The following is a 24,558-nucleotide window of genomic DNA, read 5'->3' as shown; positions in this document are numbered from 1 at the left end:
CGCGCTGAGCTGTTTAAGCAGGCCGCTAGACGCTTGGAAAATCGCAAAAAAGTACGTTCTCTTCATGGCTCCAGTAAATAGCACGATTCATTATTGCCATTATAGTCTCGAAATCAGTGTTGAAACGGTGGTTTTTAAATGCCGAGCTAAAATTTGGATAAATAAAAAAACATATATTATTCAGTTGCTTGTATTGTAAGTACAACGTTTAGTTTAAGGTCGATTTGGAAGGCGCTACCAAAGTATAGAATGCAGGGCTTACGTTTTTTGCCATGCTGCCATACTAGTTGTATCAGTTGATGTTTTTAACGACTCACCTCAGGCGTCTTTTTAAATGAGCGATATGAGTACCACGCTACAAGCGCTATGGCAGGATATACCGGAGACGGAATCGATTCGTTATCGTCTTTATCATGTCCTTCGCCAGTCCATTATCAAAATGGTATTGGCACCGGGCAAAGCGCTGTCTGAAAAAGAAGTAGCGAGTACTTTTTCAATCAGTCGTCAACCGGTGCGCGAAACGTTTATTCGTCTTTCGGAAGCGGGACTTGTCGAGGTCAGACCGCAGCGAGGCACCTATGTGGTCAAGATCTCCCGACGCGCAGTGCTGGAAGCGCGCTTTATACGTGAAGCAGTAGAAGTGGCAATTGTTCTAGAAGCTGCAAAAGCACAACTTCCCGCCGCTGACATAATGGAATTGAATGAACTTGTCTTGCGCCAAAAAAGTTGTATCGAAAGACAAGATCATGATCGCTTCTTTATTTTGGACGAAATGTTTCATCGAAGACTTGCGTTTTCTACCGGACAAGCCATGGCGTGGAGCGTTATCGAAAATGCTAAAGCGCAGTTAGATAGAGTGCGCTACCTAAGCATTCCTGATTCCACGCCTATCGCAAAACTCGCTGATCAACATCAATCAATCGTAAACGCCATTGCTGAAGCAGACGCGCCTGGTGCAGCAAAGGCGATGAGCCTTCACCAACGTGAAATACTCCAATCTTTACCAGAACTTGAACACCGGTTTCACGACATGTTTGAAGAAACAGCTACTCCCATAACGCGCCATGTTGGTTAAAACATACGTTATGGAGTCAAGCGGGGCGTAGAGCTAATTTCTACAACTCAGTAATACAACATCAATAACAAACGATAGATTAAGGAGATGAAAATGAAGCTTAAAACATTACTTCCCATAGCGTTGGTACTAGCCAGTAGCTCTGCATATGCCAACTACCAGCTAAACTTATCAATTGCGCTAAGCCCGCAAGACCCTATTGCCCAAGCACTGGATGCGGCAAAAGAGAAAATAGAAGAGCGCTCTAATGGTGAGTTGGCTATCCAGATTTTTCCTAATAGTCAGCTAGGGTCAGACGAAGATGTTGTTGAGCAGATTCGCAGCGGCGCCAATATCGCTATCTTGATTGATGCAGGCCGCTTGTCCGAATATCAGCCTGAGCTGGGTATTTTGAGTGCCCCTTATCTCGTCGAAGACCATAGAGATTATGATCAAATCACCTCCTCTGCGCTTTATAGCGATTGGGTAGAAAGCCTGGCGGATCAAAGTGGTCTTCGCCTGCTTAACTACAACTGGTTTCAAGGATCTCGCCAAATGTTGACCCAGAACGAGATCAACGCGCCAGAAGATCTGAGCGGTGTACGCATACGCACAATCAACTCTCCCGTATGGGTCAAAACCATCGAAGCGATGGGAGCAACGGCAACACCGCTGCCTTGGTCAGAAGTTTATTCAGCCCTACAGTTAGGCTCTATTGATGGGGCAGAGGCGCAGCTAACTGCGGCAGAGGGGCAAAATTTGCATGAGGTAATAACCCATGTAGCACTTACGAACCACATTCATTTAATGACCGGCATCGCAACGTCTGAGCAGTGGTTTCAATCCCTACCGGAAGAGTTGCGCATTATCCTCGATGAAGAGCTTTTAAGCGCAGGGAATGAGGCAAGTATCGCCATAGCCGAAGCTCAGGCCGCCGTACAAGAGCGTATGGAGTCTGAGGGCGTTACTTTTACAGAGGTCGACTCGGAACTGTTTCGTGAAAGAGTGGGCGGTGTGTACGAAGAGCTGGGCTACGACCAGTATCGCGATCAACTATTCAGTCAAGAGTAGCGTAAAAGCCCTTACCGCTAAGGTAAGGGCGCTTTTTCTCTTTACCGCTGAATTTAGTTTGTCTGTATACCCTTAGTGGAAAGGATTCAATATGTGGCGCTGGTACGACAAAGGCGAAGAGTGGCTGGCTATATCGCTTTTAGGGGGCACCTCTCTTTCGATGTTAGTTAGCTCAACGGCTAGAGCTGTAGGCCAGCCTTTCGCTGGTGGCGCTGAACTTGCGCAGTTTTTGTTCATTTGGACTGCTGTATTGGGTGCGGATATCACGTTGCGCCATGGGGGGCAGGTGAGAATAGATGCGTTGGTTATTCGTCTTCCCGCCAAATTACAGTTAATTATTACCAGTTTGTGCTTGGGTATGATGTTGCTATTTCTCGTGCTGCTTGCCTGGTATGGTTTTATTTTAGCTACTTCAAACTGGCAAAGGCCTATGGGCGTCGCCGGGTTAAGTTATGGCTATATCACGTTGGCGCTGCCGATTGGTGCTGTCTTAATGATAATAACGCTGCTGCGTCGTATAACAGCGATAGGGATTATCGCAAGCTTGGTCGCAGACGACGATAACGCGGTGGAGGAAACACTATGACGGCCGCTTTATTGTTGGGGTTTGGGTTGTTGCTTATGGCGATAGGCATGCCGGTGGCTTTTGCGATCGGCATTGCTGGATTTTCATATTTTTTACTGCCGGAGACATTCCTGCCAACCAGTATCGCTGTACAGCGTGTTGTTTCGTCCACTCAGTCGTTTCCGCTATTAGCCGTACCGCTGTTTATTTTTATCGGGCACTTGATGAATGCCAGCGGTATAACCCCTCGGCTGGTCCACCTTTCGACACTCTTGGCAGGGTGGATGAGTGGCGGTTTGGCCCAGGCGAGCATCGTATTGAGCACCTTGATGGGCGGTGTGTCTGGATCCGCGGTAGCCGATGCCGCTATGCAGTCGCGCGTCTTGGGTAAAAGTATGATTAAAGGGGGGTACTCTGCTGGCTTTTCGGGTGCCGTGCTTTCTATAGGCGGTCTCATTACCGCGACGATTCCGCCTAGTATTGGTTTGATCTTGTATGGATATCTAGGAGAGGTCTCCATCGGGCGTCTATTTATCGCTGGACTGGTTCCTGGCTTTTTATTGATGGTCGCGTTTATGGTCACCACTTATATCATGGCGAAGCATCGCGGCTACCAGCCTGTAAGGTCTCATCTACCGAAGGGCAAGGAGCTTCTAAAAGCGCTGCGAGAAAGTATTTGGGCCATACTGTTTCCGGTCTGGCTATTGGTGGGTATTCGCTATGGGTTATTTACGCCTTCCGAGGCGGGCGCTTTTGCGGTTGCTTATGCGCTCTTCATCGGCTGCGTAATTCATCGAGAAATGGGTGTTAAAGAGTTGCTCAATGCCATGCGTGCCAGCGTAAGAGACATTGGGATGGTCATGCTGATTATTATGTTTGCCGGCATTATCGGTTATGTGGTGTCTTTCGAGCGAGTGCCTCAAACAATAGCGGAACTTACCTTGGGCGTTTTTACTAACCAAACTGCTTTGTTGTTTGTACTTGCATTCTTGCTGATTTGTATGGGGATGCTACTTGAAGCAACCGTTGTAGTGATGTTGCTGACGCCTATTCTTGTGCCTGTTATCAAAGCTGCTGGCGTGGACCCCGTTCATTTCGGGCTTTTGATGATGACGCTTGTGACATTTGGGGGGATGACGCCCCCTGTAGGCATCTCGATGTATACGGTTTGCGGTATTTTACGCTGCTCTTTTTATGACTACAGCAGAGAGCTACTGCCTTATGTATTAGCTGTTTTCGTAGTCGTCTCCTGTATTATATTCTTCCCCAATATTGTTTTATTTTTGCCTAATCTATTGCTCGGCTGAAGCGACTTTTAAGAGCTAGCGTTGTAAAAGTGCCAAGACACGATGGGTTGGCGAGCGCCGGGTAATAACTCGGCGCTACTCTTTTAACACCACTTTGTCGGCAAAGAGGTAGTAGTCGAGTTCGTCTTCTTCCTCTAATGTACTGGCTTTAAAAAGCATCTCTTTCGTATTTTCGAGATGTTGCCACATGGCTTGGTGAGCGGCGCTCGCATCGCGTCGAATTAGGGCTTTTAAAATAACATCATGATCGTCGCACCAACTATCCAACGATTGGCGATTATCAATTCGATCATGGAGTTTTTGCCACAATAAGTTTTTATCGCGTTGATACCAAAGCTTTTCGACCAGGTAGACTAAAACAGCATTTTGGCTCGACTTGGCTATCTGCAAATGAAAGCGTTTGTCCCATTCTGAGTCTTGATAGCGATCTTCATCGCGTGCTTGTTTGCTGATCTCCATCAGTTCCAGTATATCGCTTTTGGTAATTAGGGTGGCCGCAAGCGCTGCAATCTGACTTTCGATAAGCTGGCGTGCCTGGAGCATTTCGAAAGGGCCAGCGCTGAGCGCGTTATCCTCGTCTTCGGTTTTACTGGGTATAGGCTCCTTGGGAGGCGACAGCACATAAATGCCTGACCCCTTGCGTACCTCCACTAGCCCTTGGAGTTCCAGCATGATCAGCGCTTCACGAACCACTGTGCGGCTAACGCCCAGCTCTTCTGCGATATCACGCTCGGCGGGAAGCCGGTTGCCCTCGCCGTAAAGGCCAGACAAGATGCGCTCTTTCAGTTGTAACCCGGTCTTTTGATAGAGGCGTTGGGGGGTAGGCAGTTGCATTTTTGTGTTCCAAGGCTGAATAAAGTGCTGAACCAGAAGGCCATTCAAACGGTAACAAGCGTTTGTACCCACAGGTTTTCCTTAAACGCGGTGAGTGAAGCGAGGGTACTTTCCTCGCTTCACTTTTCAAGAGCGCTTACTCTCTTGGAGCCTGCTTCTTATCCCAGCGTTTAACTCCTGCTATAGGGAGGCAGTGACCTCGTTGCTCTTCGGCTTCTCTTCACCGTTTATGTACAGCGTGCGGGTGTCGCCGGTAGCCAGTATGAAGATCGCTGATTCGTAGGGTAGGCGATAGCCATTAGAAATGACGTCTGTCGTTACATGGATCGCATCTTCGCTAGTATGCATGTGAAGCTCTACCAAGGCATGAGCGGTGCGCCAATGGCTCGTTTCGCCGTCATCCTCATAATGGGTGTACCGAGATATGCCATTTGCCCCCCGTGGCGGGAAAAGTAAAAAGCCGCGCTGGTCCGCATCTTTATTGGCAAATGTACGTGAAGCCTCGTTGGTGGGGATAATGGCGCCCGCTTTAACGAGAAGAGGAGTTTGATGATGAGGTGCGTCGAGCGTGGCTTGTGTGCCGCCTGCGATGAACCTGCCCGTATAAAAATCGAACCAGCCACCTGGGTGTTCAGGCGCGTAGACATCACGAGTCGAGACGCCGGGCTCAACAACGCTTGCAACGAGCAACGATTCGCCCACTAAGAAGTCGTCGTTCTCAAGCCACGTGCACGTGTCCTCTTCAAAATCGAAGAAGGTGGGTTTGAGGATTGGCTCGTGATGTACATGGGCCTTGTAAAACGCGCTATACCAATAGGGCGTTAGTCGTGAGCGTAGCTTTATCAGCTCACGAATAGGGGCGACGGCCTCGTCATACATCCACGGCTCGTTGACCGTTGCGTCTTCGTTCCAGGAGTGAATGGTAAAACGAGGGTGGAAGATGCCATTTTGCACCCAGCGGATAAAAAGCTCTGAATCCGGTTTAGGGCCAGCAAAGCCTCCTACATCGTGGCCGAAGTTATAAACGCCCGAAAGGCTCAAGCCAATACCTGTCTTGTTATTAAACTTGATGGTTTTCCATTCGGTGCGATTGTCACCGGTCCAGGTTTGCACGTAACGATGCATGCCTGGTGCGCCCGAGCGCGAAATGAGGAAAGGACGTTTTTCAGAAGCGTAGGTTGTTTGTGCTTCGAAAGAGGCCTTCATCATTAATAGTGGGAAGAGCGCACGAATGCGTGTAAAGGGAAGGCGAGCGCCAAAGCCGTCTGCTTGAGTGCCTTTACTCCAAATCTCATACTCGTTGTTGTCGTTCCAGGTCGTCTCGATACCATACTCAAGCAACTGCCGGGTTACTTCCTCTTTCCACCAGTTATAGGCGCCCTCATTGGTGAAGTCGACATGTGCGGCCCCGCCATCCCAGAACTGAGCAAGCTCTGTATTACCGCTTTCATCTTTTAGAAAATAGCCAAGCGACTCCAGTTTTGCGTACTGCGGATGGTCCGTGAGAAGCGCCGGTTTTATATTGGCGGCAAGGCGGATACCTTTGCGCTTGAAGTCTGCCGAGAGCTTTTTGGCATCGGGAAATTTCTGCGTATTCCAGTTGAAGACGTAGCGTTTGCCATCGATGGAGGTATAACCCGACGAGAGCTGAAATGAATCGCAGAGAATGTCGTGCTTTTCACACTGCTCAATAAACTCCCACACCTGCTCTTGTGCATTGGGGGCATCGGTGTAGCTCATGGTTGAGCCTGAGTAACCGATGCTCCATTTGGGTGGCAGGGCCGTATTACCTGTCATCCAGGTATAAGTGGTTACTACATCGCGCATATGAGGACCGGCGATCATGTAGTAATCCAGGTCACCGGATTCAGCTTCAAAGTAGCGATAAAGGCCATGATAGTTATCAAGCTCACGGCCCATATCAAAGTAGCCAGGCGCTAAGTTGTCATAGAAAAGACCGTAGGAGAACGCTTGTTCCGGCTTGCGGGTAATATAAAAAGGAATGTGTTTATACAGTGGATCCGAATGTTCGGCATCATAACCCATCGCATCGATTGTAATATTACGATAGCGGCGGTGATGATGGTTTAGGTGCCCGGTTCGCTCACCCAAACCGTAATACTGCTCCTGAATATCTCTTTTCAGGTAGTGCTTGAGCTCCTGGCCTAATTCGCCATTGAAATTATACGCTTGGGTCTGTCTATCCTGAGCGAACAGCTGCCACTGACCGTGAGTGGTGTGATACCAGTCAATTCGAAAACCTTCCTTTTGAATGACAGCTTTTAGCTGGCGAGTTTGGATTGCAAAGCTCTGTTCATCCTCAGATAGCGTGTAGCCCGGCAAACTAAAGTGCTCGGTACTGAACCTGTCTCGGCCACGATGAGGAAGATCGTCTTGGCCTGGCGCAATACTCCAGGTCTTACCAACCTCAAGTCCTGTTTGTTTTTCAAAAAGTACGCGAAATATGCCCTCCTCAAGGATAAAGAAGTGGGCCTTCACGTCTTCATCCCTTGATGCAAAGATGAGGTGGTTTTGCTGAGTCTTGGCTAAGTGAAAGCAATAGCGCTCTTGAATATTCATCGAGGTCAATCCTTGAAAATCACATGAGGCCGGCTAGGCGCGGAAGCCATTCGCTGAGAATCGGCAGTAGCGTTATCAGCATGAGGACCGCGATGACCGCCGCATAAAACGGTAAAAGAGGCCTGATCACTTCTTCCATTTTTACTTTGCCTACCTTGCTGCCAACGTACAGCGCGCTGCCGCCGGGAGGCGTGATGTTGCCGATACACAAGTTTACGATGAGCACGACACCAAAGTGCACAGGGCTCATGCCAAATTCCGACACCACGGGTAAAAAGATAGGAGTAAAGATCAATATGGCCGGCGTGACGTCCATAAACGTGCCAATCAATAGCAAAATAATATTGATCAATATGAGAATCAGAATGGGATTATCGGTCAGCGATAAAATACCTTCGCTAATGGCTGCTGGAATCCCCGTGAAAGCCATCACTAGCGCCAGCATGGCGGATGTGCCGATAAGGAACATGATGACAACGGTAAGCTCTGCTGTTTCCTTGAGTATGCCGGGCAGTTGCTTAATCGATAAGCTGCGATAGGCGAAAGAGAGCAGTAACGCATACAACACGGCCACCGCCGATGCCTCGGTAGCGGTAAATATGCCACCTGTAATACCGCCGATAATAATGATGATTAAAAACAAGCTGGGTACGGCGTCCCACAATACTTTCATGGCAGCGCGCAAAGGAACTTTATGCGGCGTGGTATAGCCTCTTTGCTTGGCAATGATGTACGCCACCGCCATGGTCGCCATTCCCCAGAGTATGCCTGGGATGTAGCCTGCTAAAAATAGCGCAGCCACCGAGGTGCCACCGCTAACCAGGGAGTAAATAATGAAAAGCCCGGTCGGTGGGATAATTAACCCCGTGGGGGCTGAGGCAATATTAACCGCGGCAGAGAACTTACGGTCATAACCTTCCTTCTCTTGCAGTGGTTGCATGACCTTACCGATCGCCGCCGCAGAGGCCACAGAAGAGCCTGCAAGCGAGCCAAACAACATATTGCCGACAATATTAGTGTGTGCAAGCGAGCCGGGTAAGCGCCCCGTAAAGAGTTTTGCCACATTGACCAAGCGTAGCGCGATACCACCCTGGTTCATAATGATGCCGGTAAGCAAAAAGAAAGGAACGGCGAGTAGCGTGAAGCTATCAATACCGGTCACCATCTTTTGTGCTGAGGTAAATACCGCAACATCAAACGGAGCAATCAGTAGCATTGTTACGATGGAGGCACCCGCCATACTGATGGCGATTGGTACCCCGATAAGTAGAAGGATAAAGAAAGAAATGAGTAGACTGAAACCTGCAATAATTGTCATGGCTCAAATGCCTTAATTGTGTATTAAACGTCTAAGGTTTGATCGAAATCGTGAGGGGTTCCGGCACTGGCATTGATAAGTTCTGAAATGCAAAACCAAAGGATTAGAACGCCTGAGGTGGGTAGGGAGAGGTAGATATAACCCATCGGTATGCCAAGGGAGACGGTCTGCTGGGACATGGTTAAAGAGACCAGCCAGACGCCCCCATAAATCATGACGATAATAGAAAAGAGGATCAGGAAGGCGAGTACGGCAAAGTGAGCGGTTTTCTGCAGGCCAGGAGAAAACCGGTTAGTCACCATTTCTACCGCAATGTGCTTTTTAGTGTGAAAGGCGAGCGCGCCGCCGATCATCGTGATCCAGATAAGCGAATAGCGCAGGAACTCCTGCGAAAACGTGCTGGGATCATTAAGCAAATAGCGGCTCACCACCTGCCATAGTGCAACCAGCACCATGATAACTAGCATTGCTGATGTAAGCACCGTGATGACTTTGCTTAGCCAGCGATTAATCGTGTTTACCATGGCTTCAAGACTCCGTTAGTTCTTGTATGCGCTTGTAAAGAGGTGCCAAGACCGGATTTTCCATTACCCTTTCGTGCATGGGAGCAACCGATTCACGAAAGGCTTCCACATCCACGTCGTGATGGAAGTTAACGCCCATTTCCTGCGCTTTTGTGACCGCTTGTTCGATCTCTTTTGCCCAGAGTTCCTTATGAAACGCGGTGGATTCAATTGCCGCTTCTCTAAGCCATGTTTGTTGCTGTGGCGTGAAGCTCTCCCAGCGATGTTGGCTGAAAATCAACAGATCGGGCACGATGGCATGAGCGGTATAGGAGTACTCCTTGGCTACCTCTCCATGGTTGGATGACGTCAATGCTGTTTCGTTATTCTCAGTGCCGTCAATCACCCCTTGCTGTAACGCTGTATATACTTCTCCGTATGCCATGGGCGTTGGTGCGCCGCCCATTAACCGGGTCATTTCCAGCGCAGTTTGGCTGGGCTGAACGCGCAGCTTCAAACCACGCATGTCGGCTGGGGTCCGTACGGGCGTATCAATGGTGTAAACATTACGAATGCCAGAGTCGTAATAGGTCAGACCAAAAAAGCCATTGTCGGCGGTTTGCTGGTAAATATCGGTAGCGATATCGCTATCCATCACGCGATAGTAGTGCTCAGGGTTGGCAAAGAGGTAAGGAATGCTGAACAGAGAGTAGATGTTAGAAAAGCTCTCAAGCGCGGTGGCGCTCACTTTTGTAACATCCACGGCACCGGTTTGAACTAACTCAATAACTTCACGTTCAGAGCCAAGCTGCCCGTTGGCGTAAATTTGAAACGATAGTTCTCCGCCGCTTTTTTCACGGACCCGTTCGGTAAAATATGCCAAGGATTTGTGAACAGGGTGGCTCTCGCTCATGTTGTGAGCGAGCCTCATTTGAGTAACGCCCGAAGACACCTCTGAGGGCATTGAGCAGCCCGAAAGCGCGAACAGAGCGCCCGATAAGACTGAAATTATGCCTTTATGCATGTTGTCCCATCTCCTGAAAAGCCTACCTACAATAAAATAGTGCCTGCACGTTGTAGTCATTGGGCCAAGTTTGAACAGGTCGCTAAATTGGACTAACCAATCCTTTTGTTAAATGAGGCTTTGGTCGTAGTTGGTGGGCGAAAGGTTGACAATGAAAGCATCCAAGTGGACTCTTTGGCCTAACCAATTTACAAGGGCGGCTAGCTCAGTTCCTTTCTGCCCTAAGACGTAACGATCGCAATGGAGGGTTTAATGGCAGCATTCCTTGGAGAGAATTTTCTTCTCGATAGCGAGATGTCAAAGCGCCTATACCACGGCTATGCAAGCATACAACCCATTTTTGACTACCACTGCCACTTGTCTCCCCGAGATATCGCGCTAGACCGTCGCTTCGAGAACCTGACCGAAATCTGGCTAAAAGGTGACCATTACAAGTGGCGCGCCATGCGCTGGAACGGTGTGGACGAGCGTTTTTGCACCGGCGATGCCAGTGACTACGAAAAATTTCAAGCATGGGCCGCTACCGTTCCTAATACCTTGGGTAATCCGCTTTACCACTGGACGCACCTTGAGCTTAGACGCCCCTTTGGAATAACCGATCAGCTTCTGTCCCCTACCACTGCCGACGCCATTTGGGAGCGGGGCAATTCACTACTGTCCAAGCCTGAGTTCTCCGCTCGCGGTATCCTTCAGCAGATGAATGTCCGCATGGTGGGTACCACGGACGACCCTGCTGACGACCTTAGCCATCACGCGCAAATAGCCTCTGATACAAGTTTTAGTGTCAAAGTGCTGCCAAGCTTCAGGCCTGACCGTGCATTTAAGCCGGCTGCGGTTGATTATCCCGCCTATCTTGAGAAATTAGGCAAGGCAGCGGGTATAGAAATAAGTGATATCAACTCGCTCTATAGCGCTTTAGAAAAGCGGATGGACCACTTCACCACGCATGGGTGCAAAATTGCCGACCATGGTTTGGAGCGTGTCCAGTTTGCCTTGGCTACCGATGCGGAATTAAATGGCATACTTAAGCGCCGCCTGGATGGCACGCTGCCTGATGAGCACGAGCAGGCGCAATTCATGACGGCAGTACTGATCTTTCTGGGCCGCGAATACCATCGGCGTGATTGGGTACAGCAGTACCACATGGGCCCGTTACGCAATAACAGTACTCGCGGTTGGCGTGAGATAGGCGCGGATGCTGGCTTCGACTCCATGGATGACAGGCCCATAGCCGCGCCGCTCAATCAGCTTTTGGATGCCTTGGATCGCAATGATCAATTGCCCAAAACGATTCTTTACTGCGTAAACCCCTTGTTTAATGAAGTGTTGGCTACTACCGCTGGCAATTTTCAGGGCAGTGGCATCCCCGGTAAAGTTCAGTTCGGTTCCGGGTGGTGGTTCAACGACCAACTGGATGGTATGGAACGGCAAATGACTCAGCTTTCCCAGCTTGGGCTTTTAAGCCACTTTGTGGGCATGTTGACGGATTCACGAAGTTTCCTCTCCTTTACCCGCCACGAATACTTTAGGCGTCTTTTGTGCCGTATGTTAGGGCGTTGGGTGGAAGATGGACAGCTTCCCAACGATGAGCGTTGGCTGGGCGAGTTGGTTAGCAATATCAGCTTCTATAATGCACGGCGCTATTTCGATGTCGACGTGTAATAACTTGCCAAGGAGAATACTGCATTGAATATGCAAACCATCGAAGCTAGTCAAGCCAGCGGCCATATCAGCATTGTTCATCTTGGCTTGGGCGCGTTTCACCGTGCTCACCAAGCGGTTTATCTTGAGCGCTATCGCCAGCGCACTAGCGATAGTGAGTGGGGCGTGTGTAGCGCCAATTTACGCTCGAGTGTTGATCTGGTGGATAACCTGCGCAAGGCGGGTTACCGCTATCAGGTGGCGGAATATGCCGACAGCCAGACACTGACGCTGCGCGAGATAGGCGTGATTGAAGAAGCGCTGTTTTCCGGCTGCGATGCGTCGGGCAACTGGGGGCGGGATAGAGACGCGCTGCTTGACCGGCTGGCGGCGCCAAGTACGCATATCGTTACGCTGACCGTGACGGAAAAAGGGTATTTTCTGAACCCGGCCAGCGGTGAGCTGCGCCTGGATGACCCGATGGTTGCAGGCGATATCGCCTCACCCAGCGAGCCGCGGACCGCTCCTGGCTTGTTGGTTGAAGCGCTGGCTCGGCGGCATGCCGCGGGCGTGGCGCCGTTTACCGTGCTTTCGTGCGATAACATGCCGCACAACGGTCAGCGTACTCGTAAAGCCGTGGTTAAGCTTGCCCAGCAGCGCAGCGCCGAACTTGCCGAGTGGATTGATGCCGAAGTGGCGTTTCCAAGCTCCATGGTCGACCGCATTGTGCCTGCGATGACCGACGCTGACTTTGAGTGCTTGGCTGCCTTAGGTGTTGTTGATCCTAATGCCGTGGTGGGCGAGGCATTCTCGCAGTGGGTGGTAGAGGATAACTTCCCCACCGGACGGCCAAGTTGGGAGGCCGACGGCGTAGAAATGGTCGCCGATGTTGCCCCGTTTGAAACCATGAAGCTGCGAATGCTGAACGGTAGCCATTCTCTGCTGGCCTATTTGGGTGCCTTGGAAGGCATTGAAACGGTGTATGACGGCATCAACCAACCGGCACTGCGCGCGCTGCTGCGCCGCTACATGTTGGAAGAAGCCGCACCGACGCTTGATATGCCCGAAGGCACTGACCTTGCGGCGTACGCTGATTCGCTACTTTCACGCTTTACCAATGACAGCTTGCGCCACCGTTTGCAGCAGATCGCCATGGACGGCAGCCAGAAGCTGCCCCAGCGCTGGCTGAGCGGCGCTCTTGAGCGTATTCAAGCGGGTCAGGCATCGCCTTGCACTGCATTAGGAATAGCTGGGTGGATTCGTTATACCGACGGCCAGGAGCTAAACGGCAAGCTTTATTCCGTTGATGATCCCATGGCAAAACAGTTTGCTGAGCTACATCAGACTCACGGTGGCCAGACGGTCGCGTTGGTAAACGCATTTTTAGCCATTGACGAAGTGGTACCACCCGCGTTGGCAACAAATCAGCCGTTTGTCGACGACGTAGTAACGGCCTATCGCGCCTTAACGCAAGATGGGTTAAACGCCGCGTTAGCAGCGCTAGGCCTCGAAGGATAGGGAGTTATTTATGGAGCATACCTGGCGCTGGTTTGGCCCTAACGATGCGATACGTCTTGAAGAAATTCGCCAGGCCGGTGCGACCGGCATTGTGACGGCACTGCATGAAATACCTAATCACCAAGTGTGGCCGGTCGAGGCTATTCAAGCGCGCAAGAACATGATTGAGACCGCCGGGCTTCGCTGGTCGGTGGTTGAAAGTGTGCCGGTCCATGAAGCGATAAAGCAGGGTCTGCCCGAGCGCGATGCATTGATTGCCACATACTGCCAAACGCTACGTAATTTGGCTGCTTGCGGTATCGACACCGTTTGTTACAACTTTATGCCGGTGCTCGACTGGACGCGAACAGATCTCGTTCATGTACTGCCGGATGGTGCGCTGGCATTGCGCTTTGATCACACCGCGTTTGCTGCTTTTGATCTCTATATTCTTAAGCGGCCAGGGGCCGAGGATGAGTATAGCGAAACGGATAAGCGTATGGCCCAACGCTACCTTGATACGCTTGATCAGACCGCACGCGATAAGCTGGTGACGACACTGATCGCCGGGCTGCCTGGGGCTGAAGAGCACTATACGCTGGAACAGTTTCGCAATGTGCTGGCGGAGTATGCGGAGATTGATGCTGAAAAGCTGCGCGAAAATCTTGGCTACTTTTTACAAGCGATTATTCCAGCAGCAGAAGAAGTCGGCATTCGTATGGCGATCCATCCTGATGATCCGCCCCGGCCGCTTCTCGGCTTGCCTCGGGTAGTTTCAACGCATCAGGATGCGCAGTGGATTGTGGATCATATGCCCAGCCCGGCCAATGGCCTAACGTTTTGCACCGGCTCTTATGGTGTTCGTGAAGACAACGACCTGGTTGCCATGGCCCGCCACTTTGCCTCGCATATTCATTTTATCCACCTGCGTGCCACACAGCGCGAAGCGGACCCGCGCTCGTTCCATGAAGCACCGCACCTGGAAGGTAACGTTGATATGGTCGGCGTTATCCAGGCGCTGGTCGAAGAAGAGCGTCGCCGTGAAAAAGAGGGCGGGGCGCGTTTGCCATTACGCCCCGACCATGGCCATCATATTCTCGACGATCAACAGCGTAAAACTGCGCCGGGCTACCCGCTTTATGGCCGCATGAGAGGGCTTGCCGAGTTGCGTGGCGTGGAGCTCGCCGTGCGCCAGCTAACTGCCGGATAAGCCATCGCCATCAGCACAAAATCGTTATAAGGACAAAAAAGCCCCGCTGACTTAATGGGTCAGCGGGGCTTTTTTGTAATGCTAGCTATTCGCGATAATTATTAAAGACGTTGCCGAGGCACAAATCAGTGTGGCAATGGCACCCTGCCAATTATAGCGTGGCCAGAAACGGCCCAGTATGGCGCTAACGAATAGCCCTGACAGGATAGTCGAGATCATGCGAGTGATGTAAGTGATCACGTTGTCCGAGGCGAGTGCGAAAAGCAGTGCCAAACCAATGGTTACCACTAAGGCAATACGTGAAAAGCGCACCACATTACGGGCCGAGGGTGTACGCCCTGTCGCCAGCACATACAAATCCCGAATGAGCGTGGAGACACCGGCGATCGCATCGGAGCTGGCGCTCGACATGGTGGCGGAAAGGCCCGCTACTAATAGTAGTAGCCCCAACCCTGGCGGCATGTGCTAGTCGATAATGACTTAAACGTTAAAGAGCATTTGACTACCTGCTTCTAGCTCGTTGTATCTTTTGGTAGGCGCCCGCCAATAGCCATTGTCAGGGCGTTTGCTAGTTCTCCTAACTGTTCACGGCAGCGGTCGATGCTGGGAACTTCCCGGTGCATCGCTTCTGGAATCAGCGTGAGGTAAGGGATGGTGATAACGGCTTCAATCACCTCATGAACACCAAAGACAGGAAAGCTGATGTTGGTTAGCCCTTGAACCTGAGGGCTGGGGCCAATGTGGTAACCCTGCTGACGGATCGGGTCAAATAGAGCACGTGTTCTAACCACTTCCTCTACCGTGGCATCGCTGGCAGCCAGTACCCGTGCCCGCCGTGGCTCATCCAAAAAGGCTAGCATAACGGCCCCCGAACCGGAGCCGCAAATATCTATTTTGGCTCCTAAACGGAGACCAAAACCCATCTTGTCGGGATTTTCATACTGAGCCACAACCAATAGATGGCCAGGGCGCGCAACACTAAGATGACATGACTGGGAAATTTCATGGCACAGCTCCTCCATGCGTGGCAGCGCAGCCTGCACTAACCGCTTGGTGGGAGGGAAGCGGTGGGCCATTTCGAATATCTTTAGGGTTAGCTGATAGCGGCTACCGCTATCATCCATGCTGACGTAGCCGCGATCCCGCAGCACCATCAGCATGCGGTACATCTCATTGGTTTTACGGCCGATCTGCTCGGCGATCGCTTGGGTGCTTAACGGCTGGGAAGACTGAGCAAGCAGCTCCAAAATATCCAACCCTTTCTCTAAGGCAGGGGCGTGGTACTGCGTTTCAGCCTTCTCCTTCATTCAAGCTTCCTTACGTAATTGCCAATCGCTCGTTGATGGTAATGTTAATTAACCAAAATGCTTGGTTAGCGTGCCAGCCAGCCGCCGTCTACTGCCAGGGTATGCCCATGTACATAGCGGGCGGCATCGGAGCATAAGAATATCACAGCACCGGCTAAGTCTTCGGGCGTGCCCCAGCGTCCAGCGGGGATTCGGCCAAGAATTTCAGCGTGGCGCTGGGGGTCGTCGCGCAATGCTTGGGTGTTATCGGTAGCCATATAGCCAGGGGCGATGGCATTCACGTTGATGTCATGACCCGCCCACTCATTAGCGAGTAGACGTGTTAGACCGAGAATACCGCTTTTGCTGGCGGTGTAGGAGGGCACACGAATGCCGCCCTGAAACGACAGTAATGAAGCGATATTGACGATCTTGCCCGGCGCTTCACGCTCGATAAGATGTTTGGCCACCTGCTGCGCGAGAAAAAAAGCGGCTTTCAAATTAACATCAATGACCGCATCCCAGTCTTGCTCTGAAAACTCAACGGCTGCCGCCCGGCAAATAATTCCCGCATTGTTGACCAGGATATCTACCTTGCCCGCTTGCATGATCGCTTGTGAGACGATCTCACTAGGTGCTTGACTGCCCAGCTCAGCGGTAATGTCGTAAAACTGACGTCCTAATGCCTCTACCTGCTGGCGGGTATTGCCAGCAGGGCTTCGGTTGACTCCGACTATATCGGCTCCCGCCTGTGCCAGCGCAATGGCAATCCCTTGTCCGAGTCCCTTATTGCACCCGGTTACCATTGCAACTTGGCCATTCAGTGAAAATAGCGTCATTGGTCACTCTCCCTGAGTAGTGGTTTAGCGCAGCTCTTTAGAAGCGATAAAATCCATATCATCGTAGGTCAGGTTTTCACCGCACATACCCCAAATAAAGGTGTAACGGCGGGTACCGAACCCGCAGTGAATCGACCAACTTGGGTGAATCACGGCTTGTTCGTTGGCAACTACGATATGACGAGTTTCTTGAGGTTCGCCACATAGGTGGAACACCACATCGTCTTCACTCAAGTCAAAGTAGAAGTACACTTCCATGCGTCGTTCGTGAGTATGGCAGGGCATGGTGTTCCACATACTGCCGGGCTCTAACTGGGTTAGCCCCATGGATAGCTGGCAGGTATCCAGTACATCGGTATGCAGGTACTTATTGATGGTACGCACATTGCCGGTTTCAGGGTCACCAAGGGTGGTGGGTGAGGCATCTTCCGGGCGGATATGGCGTAGCTGGTAACGTACATGGGCAGGCGTTGAGTTGATATAAAAGCGCGCAGGCTTGCTCGCATCAAGGCTCTCAAAGCTGACTTCACGGCTCTCTTTGGGAATATACAGGCCGTGGTGGGGGCCGAGCTCGACCGTTTCACCGTCGACAGTAATGCGTCCGGGCGCGCCAATGTTAATAACGCCCATTTCCCGCCGCTCTAGAAAATAGTCAACGCCAAGTTCTTTGCCACCGCTCAGGGTAAGCGGCGAATCAGTGGGTACTGCGCCACCAACAATAATGCGGTCAACATGGCTATAGGTTAGTGACATTTGGCCAGGTACCATAATCTCGGTAACCAGCATTTTGTCACGCAAGCCCTGAGTATCGAGGGTTTTAAAATGATCGCTATGAAGCGCTTGGCGAATATCCATATGAGTTTCCTTAAATGATGAAAGTAAATGGGCTCACGAGAACAGCGTGAGCGGCCAAAGGGTGATGAGCGGAAAAGCTATTACCAGCAGCATCACCAGAAGGTTTGCGAGGAGAAACGGCAAAGCGCCACGGAAAATACGTCCAATCGAGAGGCCGGTAATGGATGAACATACGTTCAGACACATGCCTACCGGTGGCGTGACCAAGCCAATAGCCAAGCCACTAATCAGCAATACGCCAAACTGCACGGGGGAAATATTGGCCAGGGCAAGTACCGGCAGCACCACTGGGGTAATCAGCAAAATCGCGGGGGTTACATCAATAAAGGTGCCGATCAGTAGCACGGCAGCAGCAATGACCAGCAGGAGCAGCATCGGGGTAAGATCCAGCCCGCCTAAAAAGCCTGCCAATAGTTGGGGGATCTGCTCCATCGAGAGAATCCACACGTATAGCTGGCTCATGGCGATAATGATCATCACTGTGGCGCTGGTCATGACGGCAGAGCGAAATAGTGCAGGTAGTTCACGCAGCTTGAGGCTTTTAAAGACTACCAATGCTAGAAAAAGCGCATAGCCCACGCCTAACGCGGCAGATTCAGTGGCTGTCGCGACACCACCGACCACCGCACCCACGACAAACAGGGGAATTAATAGGGCGAGTACCGCACGTTGAATTACCTGACGGCGCTGTTGAGAGGTTAATCCTGCGTGGGCACGAGGGTAGCCTTGGCGACCGGCCATTAGCGCAATAATGCCCATCATCAGCAAGCCAATCAGTAAACCAGGTACAAGGCTCGCCATAAACATGGTGCCGATAGACTGCTGAGCGGTAACGGCGAAAATTACCATGGGTACACTGGGTGGAATGATCATTCCCATGGTGGAGGAGGCCACGGTAATACCGCTGGCGGTTTCGACGCTGTATCCTTTACGTGCCATCTCCGGAATCATGGAGGAACCCACCGAGGCCGTATCAGACACAGAAGAGCCTGATATGCCCCCAAAAATCATCGATGTTGAGATATTGACGTGCCCCAAACCACCAGGGAAACGACCTACCAACATCAAACAGAAGTCGATTAAGCGAGAGGTAATGCCTGAAGCGTTCATTACCAATCCCATCAAAATAAACAACGGCAGGGCAATCATGGTGTACAAATCCATTCCGGACAGCACCCGCTGGGGCAGCACGCCAATCAAGCCTGGTTGCATGATCAAAAAATAGACCAACCCCGAAAGCCCCAGCGAATAGGCGATGGGCACTCCTATCAGTAGAAGCACTATTAGGCTAACTAGCAGTAAGATCATGCTTGGCTCTCCTGCGCGTCTTCTCGTTGAACGGAGGGCCGTTCTCCACCCATTAGCACCGCCAAGGAAAATAGGATGACCAGTAGCGCGCCAATAGGGACGCTGATTTGCACTACCCAATTGGGCACATCCAGTACGGCGGAGCGGAAGCGACCCACTTGCCCAATCCAGCTAATGCTGAGCCATGCCAAATAGCCATTGAATACCATCACGAGTATATGGCGTAAGCGGTTGAGCCAGACGGCTATTGACGTAGGCAGCGCATCCACAAGCACGCTGATACGGATATGCTCGCCGCGCAAAATGGCGACCGATGCCCCCATTGCGGTGGAATACACAAATAGAAAGCGCATCACCTCTTCAGCACCGGCAAAGCCAATGCTGAATACGTAGCGTAATATCACCAGTGTCAAGCAGAGCAGGAAAACCGCCGCAATTAATGCGGCAATAAGATTTTCCAATAGGCTAGCGAAGCGGCGCATTACCCGCATCAAAACGGTATCTTCCGCCATCGGTTGCGCCAGTGGAGGAGGGTTCATTACTCCAATACCTCGGCTTGATCGGTCAGCGTGAGTACTTGCTCTAACTGCTCCTGGCTAAAGTCACCACGTTCAACAAAGTGCTCCCAAACAGGAACGACGGCATCCACAAAACCTTGGCGGTGTTCGTCGGCGATATCATTAATGCTCATGTGCTCGCCAAGTGTGTCGAGGTAGTTGGCTTCGGAGGCTAGCCAAATTTCGTTGGAGCGCGTCATCGTCTCCTGAGCCACGTCGTCAACGATTGACTGCAGATCTTCAGGTAACTGGTCGTACCACTGAGCGCTGATAAAGAAGGGGTCAGGATGGATTTGCCAGTTCAGTAATGACATGTACTCCTGAGCTTCATGGAATTTCATATCAGCGATATTGGAGGGCGGATTTTCCTGACCATCGACTACGCCTGTGCGCATTGCCATATAGGTTTCGGTATAAGGCACTTGCTGTGGGGAAGCTCCTAACGCTTCAAATGCCAGCAACGTGGGAGCCAGCGGCGGGGTGCGAATTTTCAAACCACGGAGGTCATCAACTTGATTAACGGCGCGAACGTTGTTGGTTAACTGGCGCATGCCGCCTGCAACTCCGGTCACCGGTATATGCAGCTGATTTGCATGTGCGCCTTCATTAATGGCTTGGCCCAGCTCGCCTTCCATAACGTCAATGGCCTGTTCCGGCGTGGTGAACAGAAACGGCATGGTATAGATCAGGTAGGCGGGGTTAGCTTGAGCAAACAAGCCACCGCGATAGCCTTGAATAAGCCCCATCTGGACTTGTTGAAGTACGTCTTCCTCTTTCCCTAGCGTGCCATTGAAATAGAGTTCTACCGCGATACGCCCATCACTGCGCTCTTCAAGTGCTTCTTTGAAGTAACGCATGGACTCAGATCGCGGGGCATCATCGGTTTGAGAATGAGCGTATTTGAATGTGAAGTCAGCAGCTTGCAGAGATGTCGTGAAGCCGATAGCAAGGCTGGCCATCATCAGGTGGGTTAGGCGCATGGAAGGCTCTCCGTTTTATTTTGATGTTTTTTTTATGCCATAGTCGTCATAACTCAAGTATAAAATGTATTTTTATATTTGAGTTATGACCAAGCTTAGCGCCATTCCTGCACAGGTCAATGTTTGAGCTATGCGACCATGGTCTTGATATAAAAAAGAAGGTTAAGTAAGTAGACAGATAATCGCGCCGCTAGGCGGAGTAAATATGCCTAGCGGTAGCATGAATGATGGGAAAGGAGGGGGGGGGGGCTATGCTACTTCCATTAAAGATTTAAGCGCGCGATAGCTGCTGGTAGCTCATTGGCATGCTGAATGCCAACGGCGCCTTCGGGCGTGCTCTCTTCATCAGGAAAGTGGTTAATATGGATAACGTGCATACCTGCAGCCAACCCGGCTTCTACACCTACGGCCGCATCGTCGATCACAATACATTGCTCGGGCGCGTAGCCCATTGCCGCCGCCGCCTTGCGGTAAAGCTCGGGGTCGGGTTTCCAGATATTCAGGGTATAAGCACTGAATAAATTCCCTTTAAAATGGTGGCCTAAACCGGTGCTTTCCATGGCACAGCGGATTTTTCGCTCGGGGCCGTTAGATACCACGGCTTTGGCGTAGCTGCTTAATTGTTCAAGCGCATCTGGAATGCCAGCGATGGGTTCAAGCTCTGCGCGCATGCGGGCTTCCATGCGTGTTCGCATACCGGCTTCAAGCGTCGCCGCTTGGTCTTCTGTGAGGGGCTGAAAACGCGCTTCTAACGTATTGACTATCGTTTGAAAGCGTACCCCGCGAAACTCTTCCATATACTGACGCGCAGAGAACGGTAGGCCGAACTCCGGAAGAATGTCGCCCATTACCTCTGCAAGGAGTACTTCGCTGTCTACCAGCGTGCCATCACAGTCAAACAGTAGGCAGTAAGCGGCGGTCGTTGCGCTGGGCATAGCAGGACTCATTGGTGTACGTCCTCGTTAACCAGGTTAATGGGAGGCTTGCCCTGTAGGGCCAAGCGAATATTATCCACGGCGCGCTGAGCCATTGCCTGGCGAGTCTCATGTGTTGCGGACCCAATATGGGGCAGGGCAACGACGTTGGTCATGTTAAGTAGAGGGGAGGTGGCTGGCAGCGGTTCCTGCTCGAAGACATCCAAACCCGCTGCTTTAATGGTGCCTTTCTCAAGTGCGTCAATTAGCGCTGATTCATCGACGACTTTACCGCGGGCAATGTTGATGAAAATGCCTGAGGGCTTCATTCGTGCAAACTCGTCGGCACCGATTAGATGTTCGGTCTCTGCGGTTAGAGGCACGGTCACACAGACAAAATCTGCCTCGGCCAGAAGTTCGTTAAGCTCACAGCGCTTGGCACCTAGCTCTGCTTCGCGTTCAGGTTTGGGAGATGCATTGGAGTAGAGTATCGACATACCAAAACCGAGCGCACCGCGCCGGGAAACCGCTTGGCCGATGCGTCCAAAACCTATCATGCCCAGCGTTTTTCCGTGTACGTCGTTACCAAAGTGATCAGGGCCAAGGCTGGCTTTCCAGTTGCCCGCCTTCACCCATTCGGCAAGCTCTGTTACCCGGCGTGCTGAGGCCATCACCAGCGCAAAACCGGTATCAGCGGTCGTTTCAGTGAGCACATCAGGTGTATTGCACAGCATAATGCCACGCTTGGTTAGCTCATCCACGGGGATGCTGTCGTAACCCACCGAGATTGTCGAAATAACTTCAAGCGCAGGCGCCGCATCAAGTAACTCAGGCGTGATGGGCAGCCCTGAGCCGATAATGCCGTGCGCCTTCGATAGCATGTCGAGCACGTCTTGCTGAGTGGGATCTAGTGGCCCTGAGTGCTCAATAAGCTCAAAGTGTTGCGCTAGCATTTCTTTTAGTGGATCGCCAAGTCGTCCTGTCACAATGATACTTTTTTTCATGCTAGCTCCTCGTGTTGTGATCGTTACATGTGACCTTAGTGCTCAAGTTGTTCCAGCTTGTCCCTGGTGGGCAAACCTTCCATATCACCGACGACTTGTACGGCCTGGGCGCCTACCAGATTGCCACGTTTAAGCGCATCACGAGCAGGTAGGCCATCTAGTAGTGCGCTGATCGCACCGACTGCGAAGCCATCGCCAGCCCCCACGGTATCAACAACGTTGGCGACCGGCTGGCCGGGTACGTTGATGCTTTCCAAAGAGCCTCCCAGCGTGCCGCGATAAAAGCTGCCTTCAGGGCCTAGCTTGATGATAACGGCCTTGGCACCGCGCTCAAGGTAGAAGTCGGCAATCGCTTCGGGCGATTCGCAGCCGGTCAAAAGCCGCCCTTCGGAAAGTCCCGGTAGCACCCAGTCAGCAAGACTAGCCAGCTCATTTAAGGTATCACGCATGACAGCTTCGCTGGGCCAAAGTGATGGGCGTAAATTGGGGTCGAAGGAAATGCTGGCGCCGCTTTGGCGTGCCTGCTGCATCAAGTGGCGGGTTAATTCCAGGGCGCTTTTAGAAAGCGCGGGGGTAATGCCGGTAGCATGCAGATGAGTGAGCGACTGAAAATCGATGGAAGCGGCATCTTCAATGCTTAAGTGGCTGGCGGCACTGCCGCGCCTGAAGTACTCAACCCGTGGGTCGGCACCGTTTTCTGCGCGCTCTTTGAACATCAGCCCGGTGGGGTGTTGCGCATCAAGCTGAATATATCGGTCGTCAACCCCTTCAGCTTTTAAAGACTGCTGAATAAACCGGCCCTGGCTGTCGGTGCCCACTCGGCTCAACCAGCCAACGTGAAAACCCAGGCGCGAGAGGCCGATGGCGACATTATTGTCGGCGCCTGCTAAACGACGATGAAAGCTTTCGACTTCTGCTAGATCACCCGGTGTATTAGCCACCAGCATGGCCATGGCTTCGCCAAAAGTCAGTATCCGAGGGGAGGAGGACGTTGTATTTGCCATCAGGATATTCTCTTTTTAAGTGTGTTAAAGATTTGGCTTAAGCGTTGTACTGCCGCGCACTTGTAAGCGCGGGGCGTGGCGGTAGCGCACGGGCGATGTTGGCGCTGAGCCGTTAAGCTGGTTGAGCAGGCAACTGACGGCAGCGTGACCGATATCATCGGTAGGCTGGGCCAGGGTGGTGATGCCTGGCGTTATCAGCTCACACCAATCCAGTTCGTCAATTCCCATTAAACCGGTAGGGCCCAAAGGGATGCCCAGCTGTTGAAAGCTGCGTGTCATGGCGAGCGTGACGTTGCCGTTAGCGCATAAAACAGCGCCTGGAGATGATGCAGAGTGCTGGGTAAAGACAGTTAACGCTTCAAAGTGAGGCGCTGAATTGCCCAGTATCAGCGTCTGACTTTTTATGCCTAAGCTCTCTGCTTGCTGATTAAAGCGCTGTAGCCGTTCCTGGCGGGTACTGGCATGTGCAGGCGACTCACTGACATAGAGAAGGGAGCGATACCCCTGTTGCACGAGATGATCCAGTGCCATATCAATCGCTAGCGCGTTATCAAGCCCGATCACATCAACGTCAAGTTGGTGAACCTCGCGGTCAAGTAGCACGAGGGGGACGCCGCTATGCATGAGTGCCTGTAACTGCGCTTCAGGCTGCCCGGCAGCATTAATAATCAAGCCTTCTACCTGATAAGACTTCAGCAGGCTCAGGTGCTGTTGTTCTCGTTCAGGATCGTTATCGGTATTACAGACGATTAATGAATAACCGTGAGCCCGAGCCGCTTGCTCTATGCCGTGGACAACCGCCACTGAGAACGGATTGCGGATATCGGCCACCAGTACGCCCAGTAGGCGCGAGCCGCCTCCCTTGAGACCGCGTGCCATTAAATTAGGCTGGTAGCCCAGCGTCGTGGCGGCGTTGGCAATGCGCGCTTGAAGGCTGGGCGTTAGCCGTTCGCGCTCTGGGCCGAAAAAGCGCGATACGCTGGTTTTAGACGTGCCCGCCAGTTTAGCGACTTCAATAAGTGTGGCGCGCACAGAGGCAGGGGGCATGTTGGCTATCCATTAAACAGTAAAATGGGAACGTTCCCAATAGGCTCCAACATAGTGAATTTTGGGTTTAAAGGCAATACGCCTTAAGGCCCAGTGGAAGGGTAGGCGAAAAGACATGGTTAAGAAAAATTAAGCTGACGGCCTCTGCTAGGCTGTAGAG

The 24,558-nt window shown here is 51.7% G+C and carries 23 protein-coding genes; 7 read left to right on the top strand and 16 right to left on the bottom strand.

Annotated elements, in window-relative coordinates:
• Positions 1–343 precede the first annotated feature (343 nt).
• The 4 genes from CZ787_RS12400 (at position 344) to CZ787_RS12385 (ending at position 3,997) form a co-directional block, all read left to right on the top strand.
• Entirely contained in the window at positions 344–1,075 is a 732-nt protein-coding gene (locus CZ787_RS12400; RefSeq protein WP_087109700.1) for a GntR family transcriptional regulator, read from the top strand.
• Between the two features lie 93 nt (positions 1,076–1,168).
• On the top strand, positions 1,169–2,125 hold the full coding sequence (locus CZ787_RS12395; RefSeq protein WP_087109617.1) for a C4-dicarboxylate TRAP transporter substrate-binding protein: 957 nt from the start codon (positions 1,169–1,171) through the stop codon (positions 2,123–2,125).
• A 91-nt stretch (positions 2,126–2,216) separates the two neighbouring features.
• Positions 2,217–2,711 (top strand): TRAP transporter small permease, encoded by a 495-nt coding sequence (locus CZ787_RS12390; protein WP_087109615.1) that lies wholly within the window; start codon positions 2,217–2,219, stop codon positions 2,709–2,711.
• On the top strand, positions 2,708–3,997 hold the full coding sequence (locus CZ787_RS12385; RefSeq protein ID WP_087109613.1) for a TRAP transporter large permease: 1,290 nt from the start codon (positions 2,708–2,710) through the stop codon (positions 3,995–3,997). Before CZ787_RS12390 ends, CZ787_RS12385 begins: the two co-directional genes overlap by 4 nt.
• Positions 3,998–4,072: 75 nt before the next feature.
• Here CZ787_RS12385 and CZ787_RS12380 read toward each other — a convergent pair whose 3' ends face one another.
• The 5 genes from CZ787_RS12380 to CZ787_RS12360 all read right to left on the bottom strand — a co-directional run bounded on the left by CZ787_RS12380 (position 4,073) and on the right by CZ787_RS12360 (position 10,256).
• Positions 4,073–4,831, bottom strand: coding sequence for an FCD domain-containing protein (locus CZ787_RS12380; protein WP_087109697.1), 759 nt, complete (start codon positions 4,829–4,831; stop codon positions 4,073–4,075).
• A 180-nt stretch (positions 4,832–5,011) separates the two neighbouring features.
• Entirely contained in the window at positions 5,012–7,411 is a 2,400-nt protein-coding gene (locus tag CZ787_RS12375) for a TIM-barrel domain-containing protein (RefSeq protein WP_087109611.1), read from the bottom strand.
• Between the two features lie 19 nt (positions 7,412–7,430).
• Complete coding sequence (locus CZ787_RS12370) at positions 7,431–8,729, bottom strand: TRAP transporter large permease (protein WP_087109609.1); 1,299 nt, start codon at positions 8,727–8,729, stop codon at positions 7,431–7,433.
• A gap of 23 nt (positions 8,730–8,752) precedes the next feature.
• Entirely contained in the window at positions 8,753–9,253 is a 501-nt protein-coding gene (locus CZ787_RS12365; RefSeq protein ID WP_087109607.1) for a TRAP transporter small permease, read from the bottom strand.
• A gap of 4 nt (positions 9,254–9,257) precedes the next feature.
• Positions 9,258–10,256, bottom strand: coding sequence for a TRAP transporter substrate-binding protein (locus CZ787_RS12360; protein ID WP_087109605.1), 999 nt, complete (start codon positions 10,254–10,256; stop codon positions 9,258–9,260).
• A gap of 252 nt (positions 10,257–10,508) precedes the next feature.
• Here CZ787_RS12360 and uxaC point away from each other — a divergent pair, with 252 nt between their 5' ends.
• From uxaC to uxuA, 3 genes are read left to right on the top strand one after another with little or no spacing between them, the layout of a single operon-like run.
• Positions 10,509–11,918 (top strand): glucuronate isomerase, encoded by a 1,410-nt coding sequence (gene uxaC / locus CZ787_RS12355; protein WP_087109603.1) that lies wholly within the window; start codon positions 10,509–10,511, stop codon positions 11,916–11,918.
• Between the two features lie 30 nt (positions 11,919–11,948).
• Positions 11,949–13,415 (top strand): mannitol dehydrogenase family protein, encoded by a 1,467-nt coding sequence (locus CZ787_RS12350; protein ID WP_087109601.1) that lies wholly within the window; start codon positions 11,949–11,951, stop codon positions 13,413–13,415.
• Between the two features lie 10 nt (positions 13,416–13,425).
• Complete coding sequence (uxuA, locus tag CZ787_RS12345; protein WP_087109599.1) at positions 13,426–14,604, top strand: mannonate dehydratase; 1,179 nt, start codon at positions 13,426–13,428, stop codon at positions 14,602–14,604.
• Positions 14,605–14,685: 81 nt separating this feature from the next.
• Here the strand turns inward: uxuA and CZ787_RS12340 are convergent, their stop codons facing one another.
• From CZ787_RS12340 to CZ787_RS12290, 11 genes are all read right to left on the bottom strand, one after another.
• Positions 14,686–15,066 (bottom strand): sodium:solute symporter family transporter, encoded by a 381-nt coding sequence (locus CZ787_RS12340; RefSeq protein ID WP_254908618.1) that lies wholly within the window; start codon positions 15,064–15,066, stop codon positions 14,686–14,688.
• A gap of 50 nt (positions 15,067–15,116) precedes the next feature.
• Positions 15,117–15,911 (bottom strand): IclR family transcriptional regulator, encoded by a 795-nt coding sequence (locus tag CZ787_RS12335; RefSeq protein WP_087109597.1) that lies wholly within the window; start codon positions 15,909–15,911, stop codon positions 15,117–15,119.
• 65 nt (positions 15,912–15,976) lie between these two features.
• Entirely contained in the window at positions 15,977–16,729 is a 753-nt protein-coding gene (gene kduD, locus CZ787_RS12330) for a 2-dehydro-3-deoxy-D-gluconate 5-dehydrogenase KduD (RefSeq protein ID WP_087109595.1), read from the bottom strand.
• A 24-nt stretch (positions 16,730–16,753) separates the two neighbouring features.
• A complete protein-coding gene (gene kduI / locus CZ787_RS12325) occupies positions 16,754–17,584 on the bottom strand; it encodes a 5-dehydro-4-deoxy-D-glucuronate isomerase (RefSeq protein ID WP_087109593.1) in 831 nt (276 codons plus the stop codon).
• 33 nt (positions 17,585–17,617) lie between these two features.
• Positions 17,618–18,892: a TRAP transporter large permease gene (locus CZ787_RS12320; protein ID WP_087109591.1), complete on the bottom strand. Its 1,275-nt coding sequence runs from the start codon at positions 18,890–18,892 to the stop codon at positions 17,618–17,620.
• On the bottom strand, positions 18,889–19,431 hold the full coding sequence (locus tag CZ787_RS12315; RefSeq protein WP_087109589.1) for a TRAP transporter small permease: 543 nt from the start codon (positions 19,429–19,431) through the stop codon (positions 18,889–18,891). The genes CZ787_RS12320 and CZ787_RS12315 overlap by 4 nt, the downstream gene beginning before the upstream one ends.
• Positions 19,431–20,429 (bottom strand): TRAP transporter substrate-binding protein, encoded by a 999-nt coding sequence (locus CZ787_RS12310; RefSeq protein WP_087109587.1) that lies wholly within the window; start codon positions 20,427–20,429, stop codon positions 19,431–19,433. Before CZ787_RS12310 ends, CZ787_RS12315 begins: the two co-directional genes overlap by 1 nt.
• A 263-nt stretch (positions 20,430–20,692) precedes the next feature.
• Positions 20,693–21,364, bottom strand: a complete 672-nt coding sequence (locus CZ787_RS12305) for an HAD family hydrolase (RefSeq protein WP_254908617.1) — start codon at positions 21,362–21,364, stop codon at positions 20,693–20,695.
• An 8-nt stretch (positions 21,365–21,372) separates the two neighbouring features.
• Positions 21,373–22,347 carry a 2-hydroxyacid dehydrogenase gene (locus CZ787_RS12300; protein WP_087109583.1) on the bottom strand — a complete coding sequence of 325 codons (975 nt, stop codon included), beginning with the start codon at positions 22,345–22,347 and terminating at the stop codon, positions 21,373–21,375.
• Positions 22,348–22,382: 35 nt separating this feature from the next.
• The gene (locus CZ787_RS12295; protein ID WP_087109581.1) at positions 22,383–23,351 is read right to left on the bottom strand and encodes a sugar kinase; all 969 of its coding nucleotides are present in this window, start codon (positions 23,349–23,351) and stop codon (positions 22,383–22,385) included.
• Positions 23,352–23,375: 24 nt separating this feature from the next.
• Positions 23,376–24,398 (bottom strand): substrate-binding domain-containing protein, encoded by a 1,023-nt coding sequence (locus tag CZ787_RS12290; RefSeq protein WP_087109579.1) that lies wholly within the window; start codon positions 24,396–24,398, stop codon positions 23,376–23,378.
• Between the last annotated feature and the right edge of the window lie 160 nt (positions 24,399–24,558).

This window comes from Halomonas citrativorans (assembly GCF_900163645.1).
Lineage (GTDB): Bacteria > Pseudomonadota > Gammaproteobacteria > Pseudomonadales > Halomonadaceae > Vreelandella > Vreelandella citrativorans.
Note: the sequence above shows the minus strand (reverse complement) of the source record. Positions and strands in the feature narration are given on the sequence as shown.

Excerpts from the sequence above, each read along its gene's own strand:
- CZ787_RS12400 (WP_087109700.1), top strand. The coding sequence starts at position 344 with ATGAGTACCACGCTACAAGCGCTATGGCAGGATATACCGGAGACGGAA.
- CZ787_RS12395 (WP_087109617.1), top strand. The coding sequence starts at position 1,169 with ATGAAGCTTAAAACATTACTTCCCATAGCGTTGGTACTAGCCAGTAGC.
- CZ787_RS12390 (WP_087109615.1), top strand. The coding sequence starts at position 2,217 with ATGTGGCGCTGGTACGACAAAGGCGAAGAGTGGCTGGCTATATCGCTT.
- CZ787_RS12385 (WP_087109613.1), top strand. The coding sequence starts at position 2,708 with ATGACGGCCGCTTTATTGTTGGGGTTTGGGTTGTTGCTTATGGCGATA.
- CZ787_RS12380 (WP_087109697.1), bottom strand. The coding sequence starts at position 4,831 with ATGCAACTGCCTACCCCCCAACGCCTCTATCAAAAGACCGGGTTACAA.
- CZ787_RS12375 (WP_087109611.1), bottom strand. The coding sequence starts at position 7,411 with ATGAATATTCAAGAGCGCTATTGCTTTCACTTAGCCAAGACTCAGCAA.
- CZ787_RS12370 (WP_087109609.1), bottom strand. The coding sequence starts at position 8,729 with ATGACAATTATTGCAGGTTTCAGTCTACTCATTTCTTTCTTTATCCTT.
- CZ787_RS12365 (WP_087109607.1), bottom strand. The coding sequence starts at position 9,253 with ATGGTAAACACGATTAATCGCTGGCTAAGCAAAGTCATCACGGTGCTT.
- CZ787_RS12360 (WP_087109605.1), bottom strand. The coding sequence starts at position 10,256 with ATGCATAAAGGCATAATTTCAGTCTTATCGGGCGCTCTGTTCGCGCTT.
- uxaC (WP_087109603.1), top strand. The coding sequence starts at position 10,509 with ATGGCAGCATTCCTTGGAGAGAATTTTCTTCTCGATAGCGAGATGTCA.
- CZ787_RS12350 (WP_087109601.1), top strand. The coding sequence starts at position 11,949 with ATGCAAACCATCGAAGCTAGTCAAGCCAGCGGCCATATCAGCATTGTT.
- uxuA (WP_087109599.1), top strand. The coding sequence starts at position 13,426 with ATGGAGCATACCTGGCGCTGGTTTGGCCCTAACGATGCGATACGTCTT.
- CZ787_RS12340 (WP_254908618.1), bottom strand. The coding sequence starts at position 15,066 with ATGCCGCCAGGGTTGGGGCTACTACTATTAGTAGCGGGCCTTTCCGCC.
- CZ787_RS12335 (WP_087109597.1), bottom strand. The coding sequence starts at position 15,911 with ATGAAGGAGAAGGCTGAAACGCAGTACCACGCCCCTGCCTTAGAGAAA.
- kduD (WP_087109595.1), bottom strand. The coding sequence starts at position 16,729 with ATGACGCTATTTTCACTGAATGGCCAAGTTGCAATGGTAACCGGGTGC.
- kduI (WP_087109593.1), bottom strand. The coding sequence starts at position 17,584 with ATGGATATTCGCCAAGCGCTTCATAGCGATCATTTTAAAACCCTCGAT.
- CZ787_RS12320 (WP_087109591.1), bottom strand. The coding sequence starts at position 18,892 with ATGATCTTACTGCTAGTTAGCCTAATAGTGCTTCTACTGATAGGAGTG.
- CZ787_RS12315 (WP_087109589.1), bottom strand. The coding sequence starts at position 19,431 with ATGAACCCTCCTCCACTGGCGCAACCGATGGCGGAAGATACCGTTTTG.
- CZ787_RS12310 (WP_087109587.1), bottom strand. The coding sequence starts at position 20,429 with ATGCGCCTAACCCACCTGATGATGGCCAGCCTTGCTATCGGCTTCACG.
- CZ787_RS12305 (WP_254908617.1), bottom strand. The coding sequence starts at position 21,364 with ATGCCCAGCGCAACGACCGCCGCTTACTGCCTACTGTTTGACTGTGAT.
- CZ787_RS12300 (WP_087109583.1), bottom strand. The coding sequence starts at position 22,347 with ATGAAAAAAAGTATCATTGTGACAGGACGACTTGGCGATCCACTAAAA.
- CZ787_RS12295 (WP_087109581.1), bottom strand. The coding sequence starts at position 23,351 with ATGGCAAATACAACGTCCTCCTCCCCTCGGATACTGACTTTTGGCGAA.
- CZ787_RS12290 (WP_087109579.1), bottom strand. The coding sequence starts at position 24,398 with ATGCCCCCTGCCTCTGTGCGCGCCACACTTATTGAAGTCGCTAAACTG.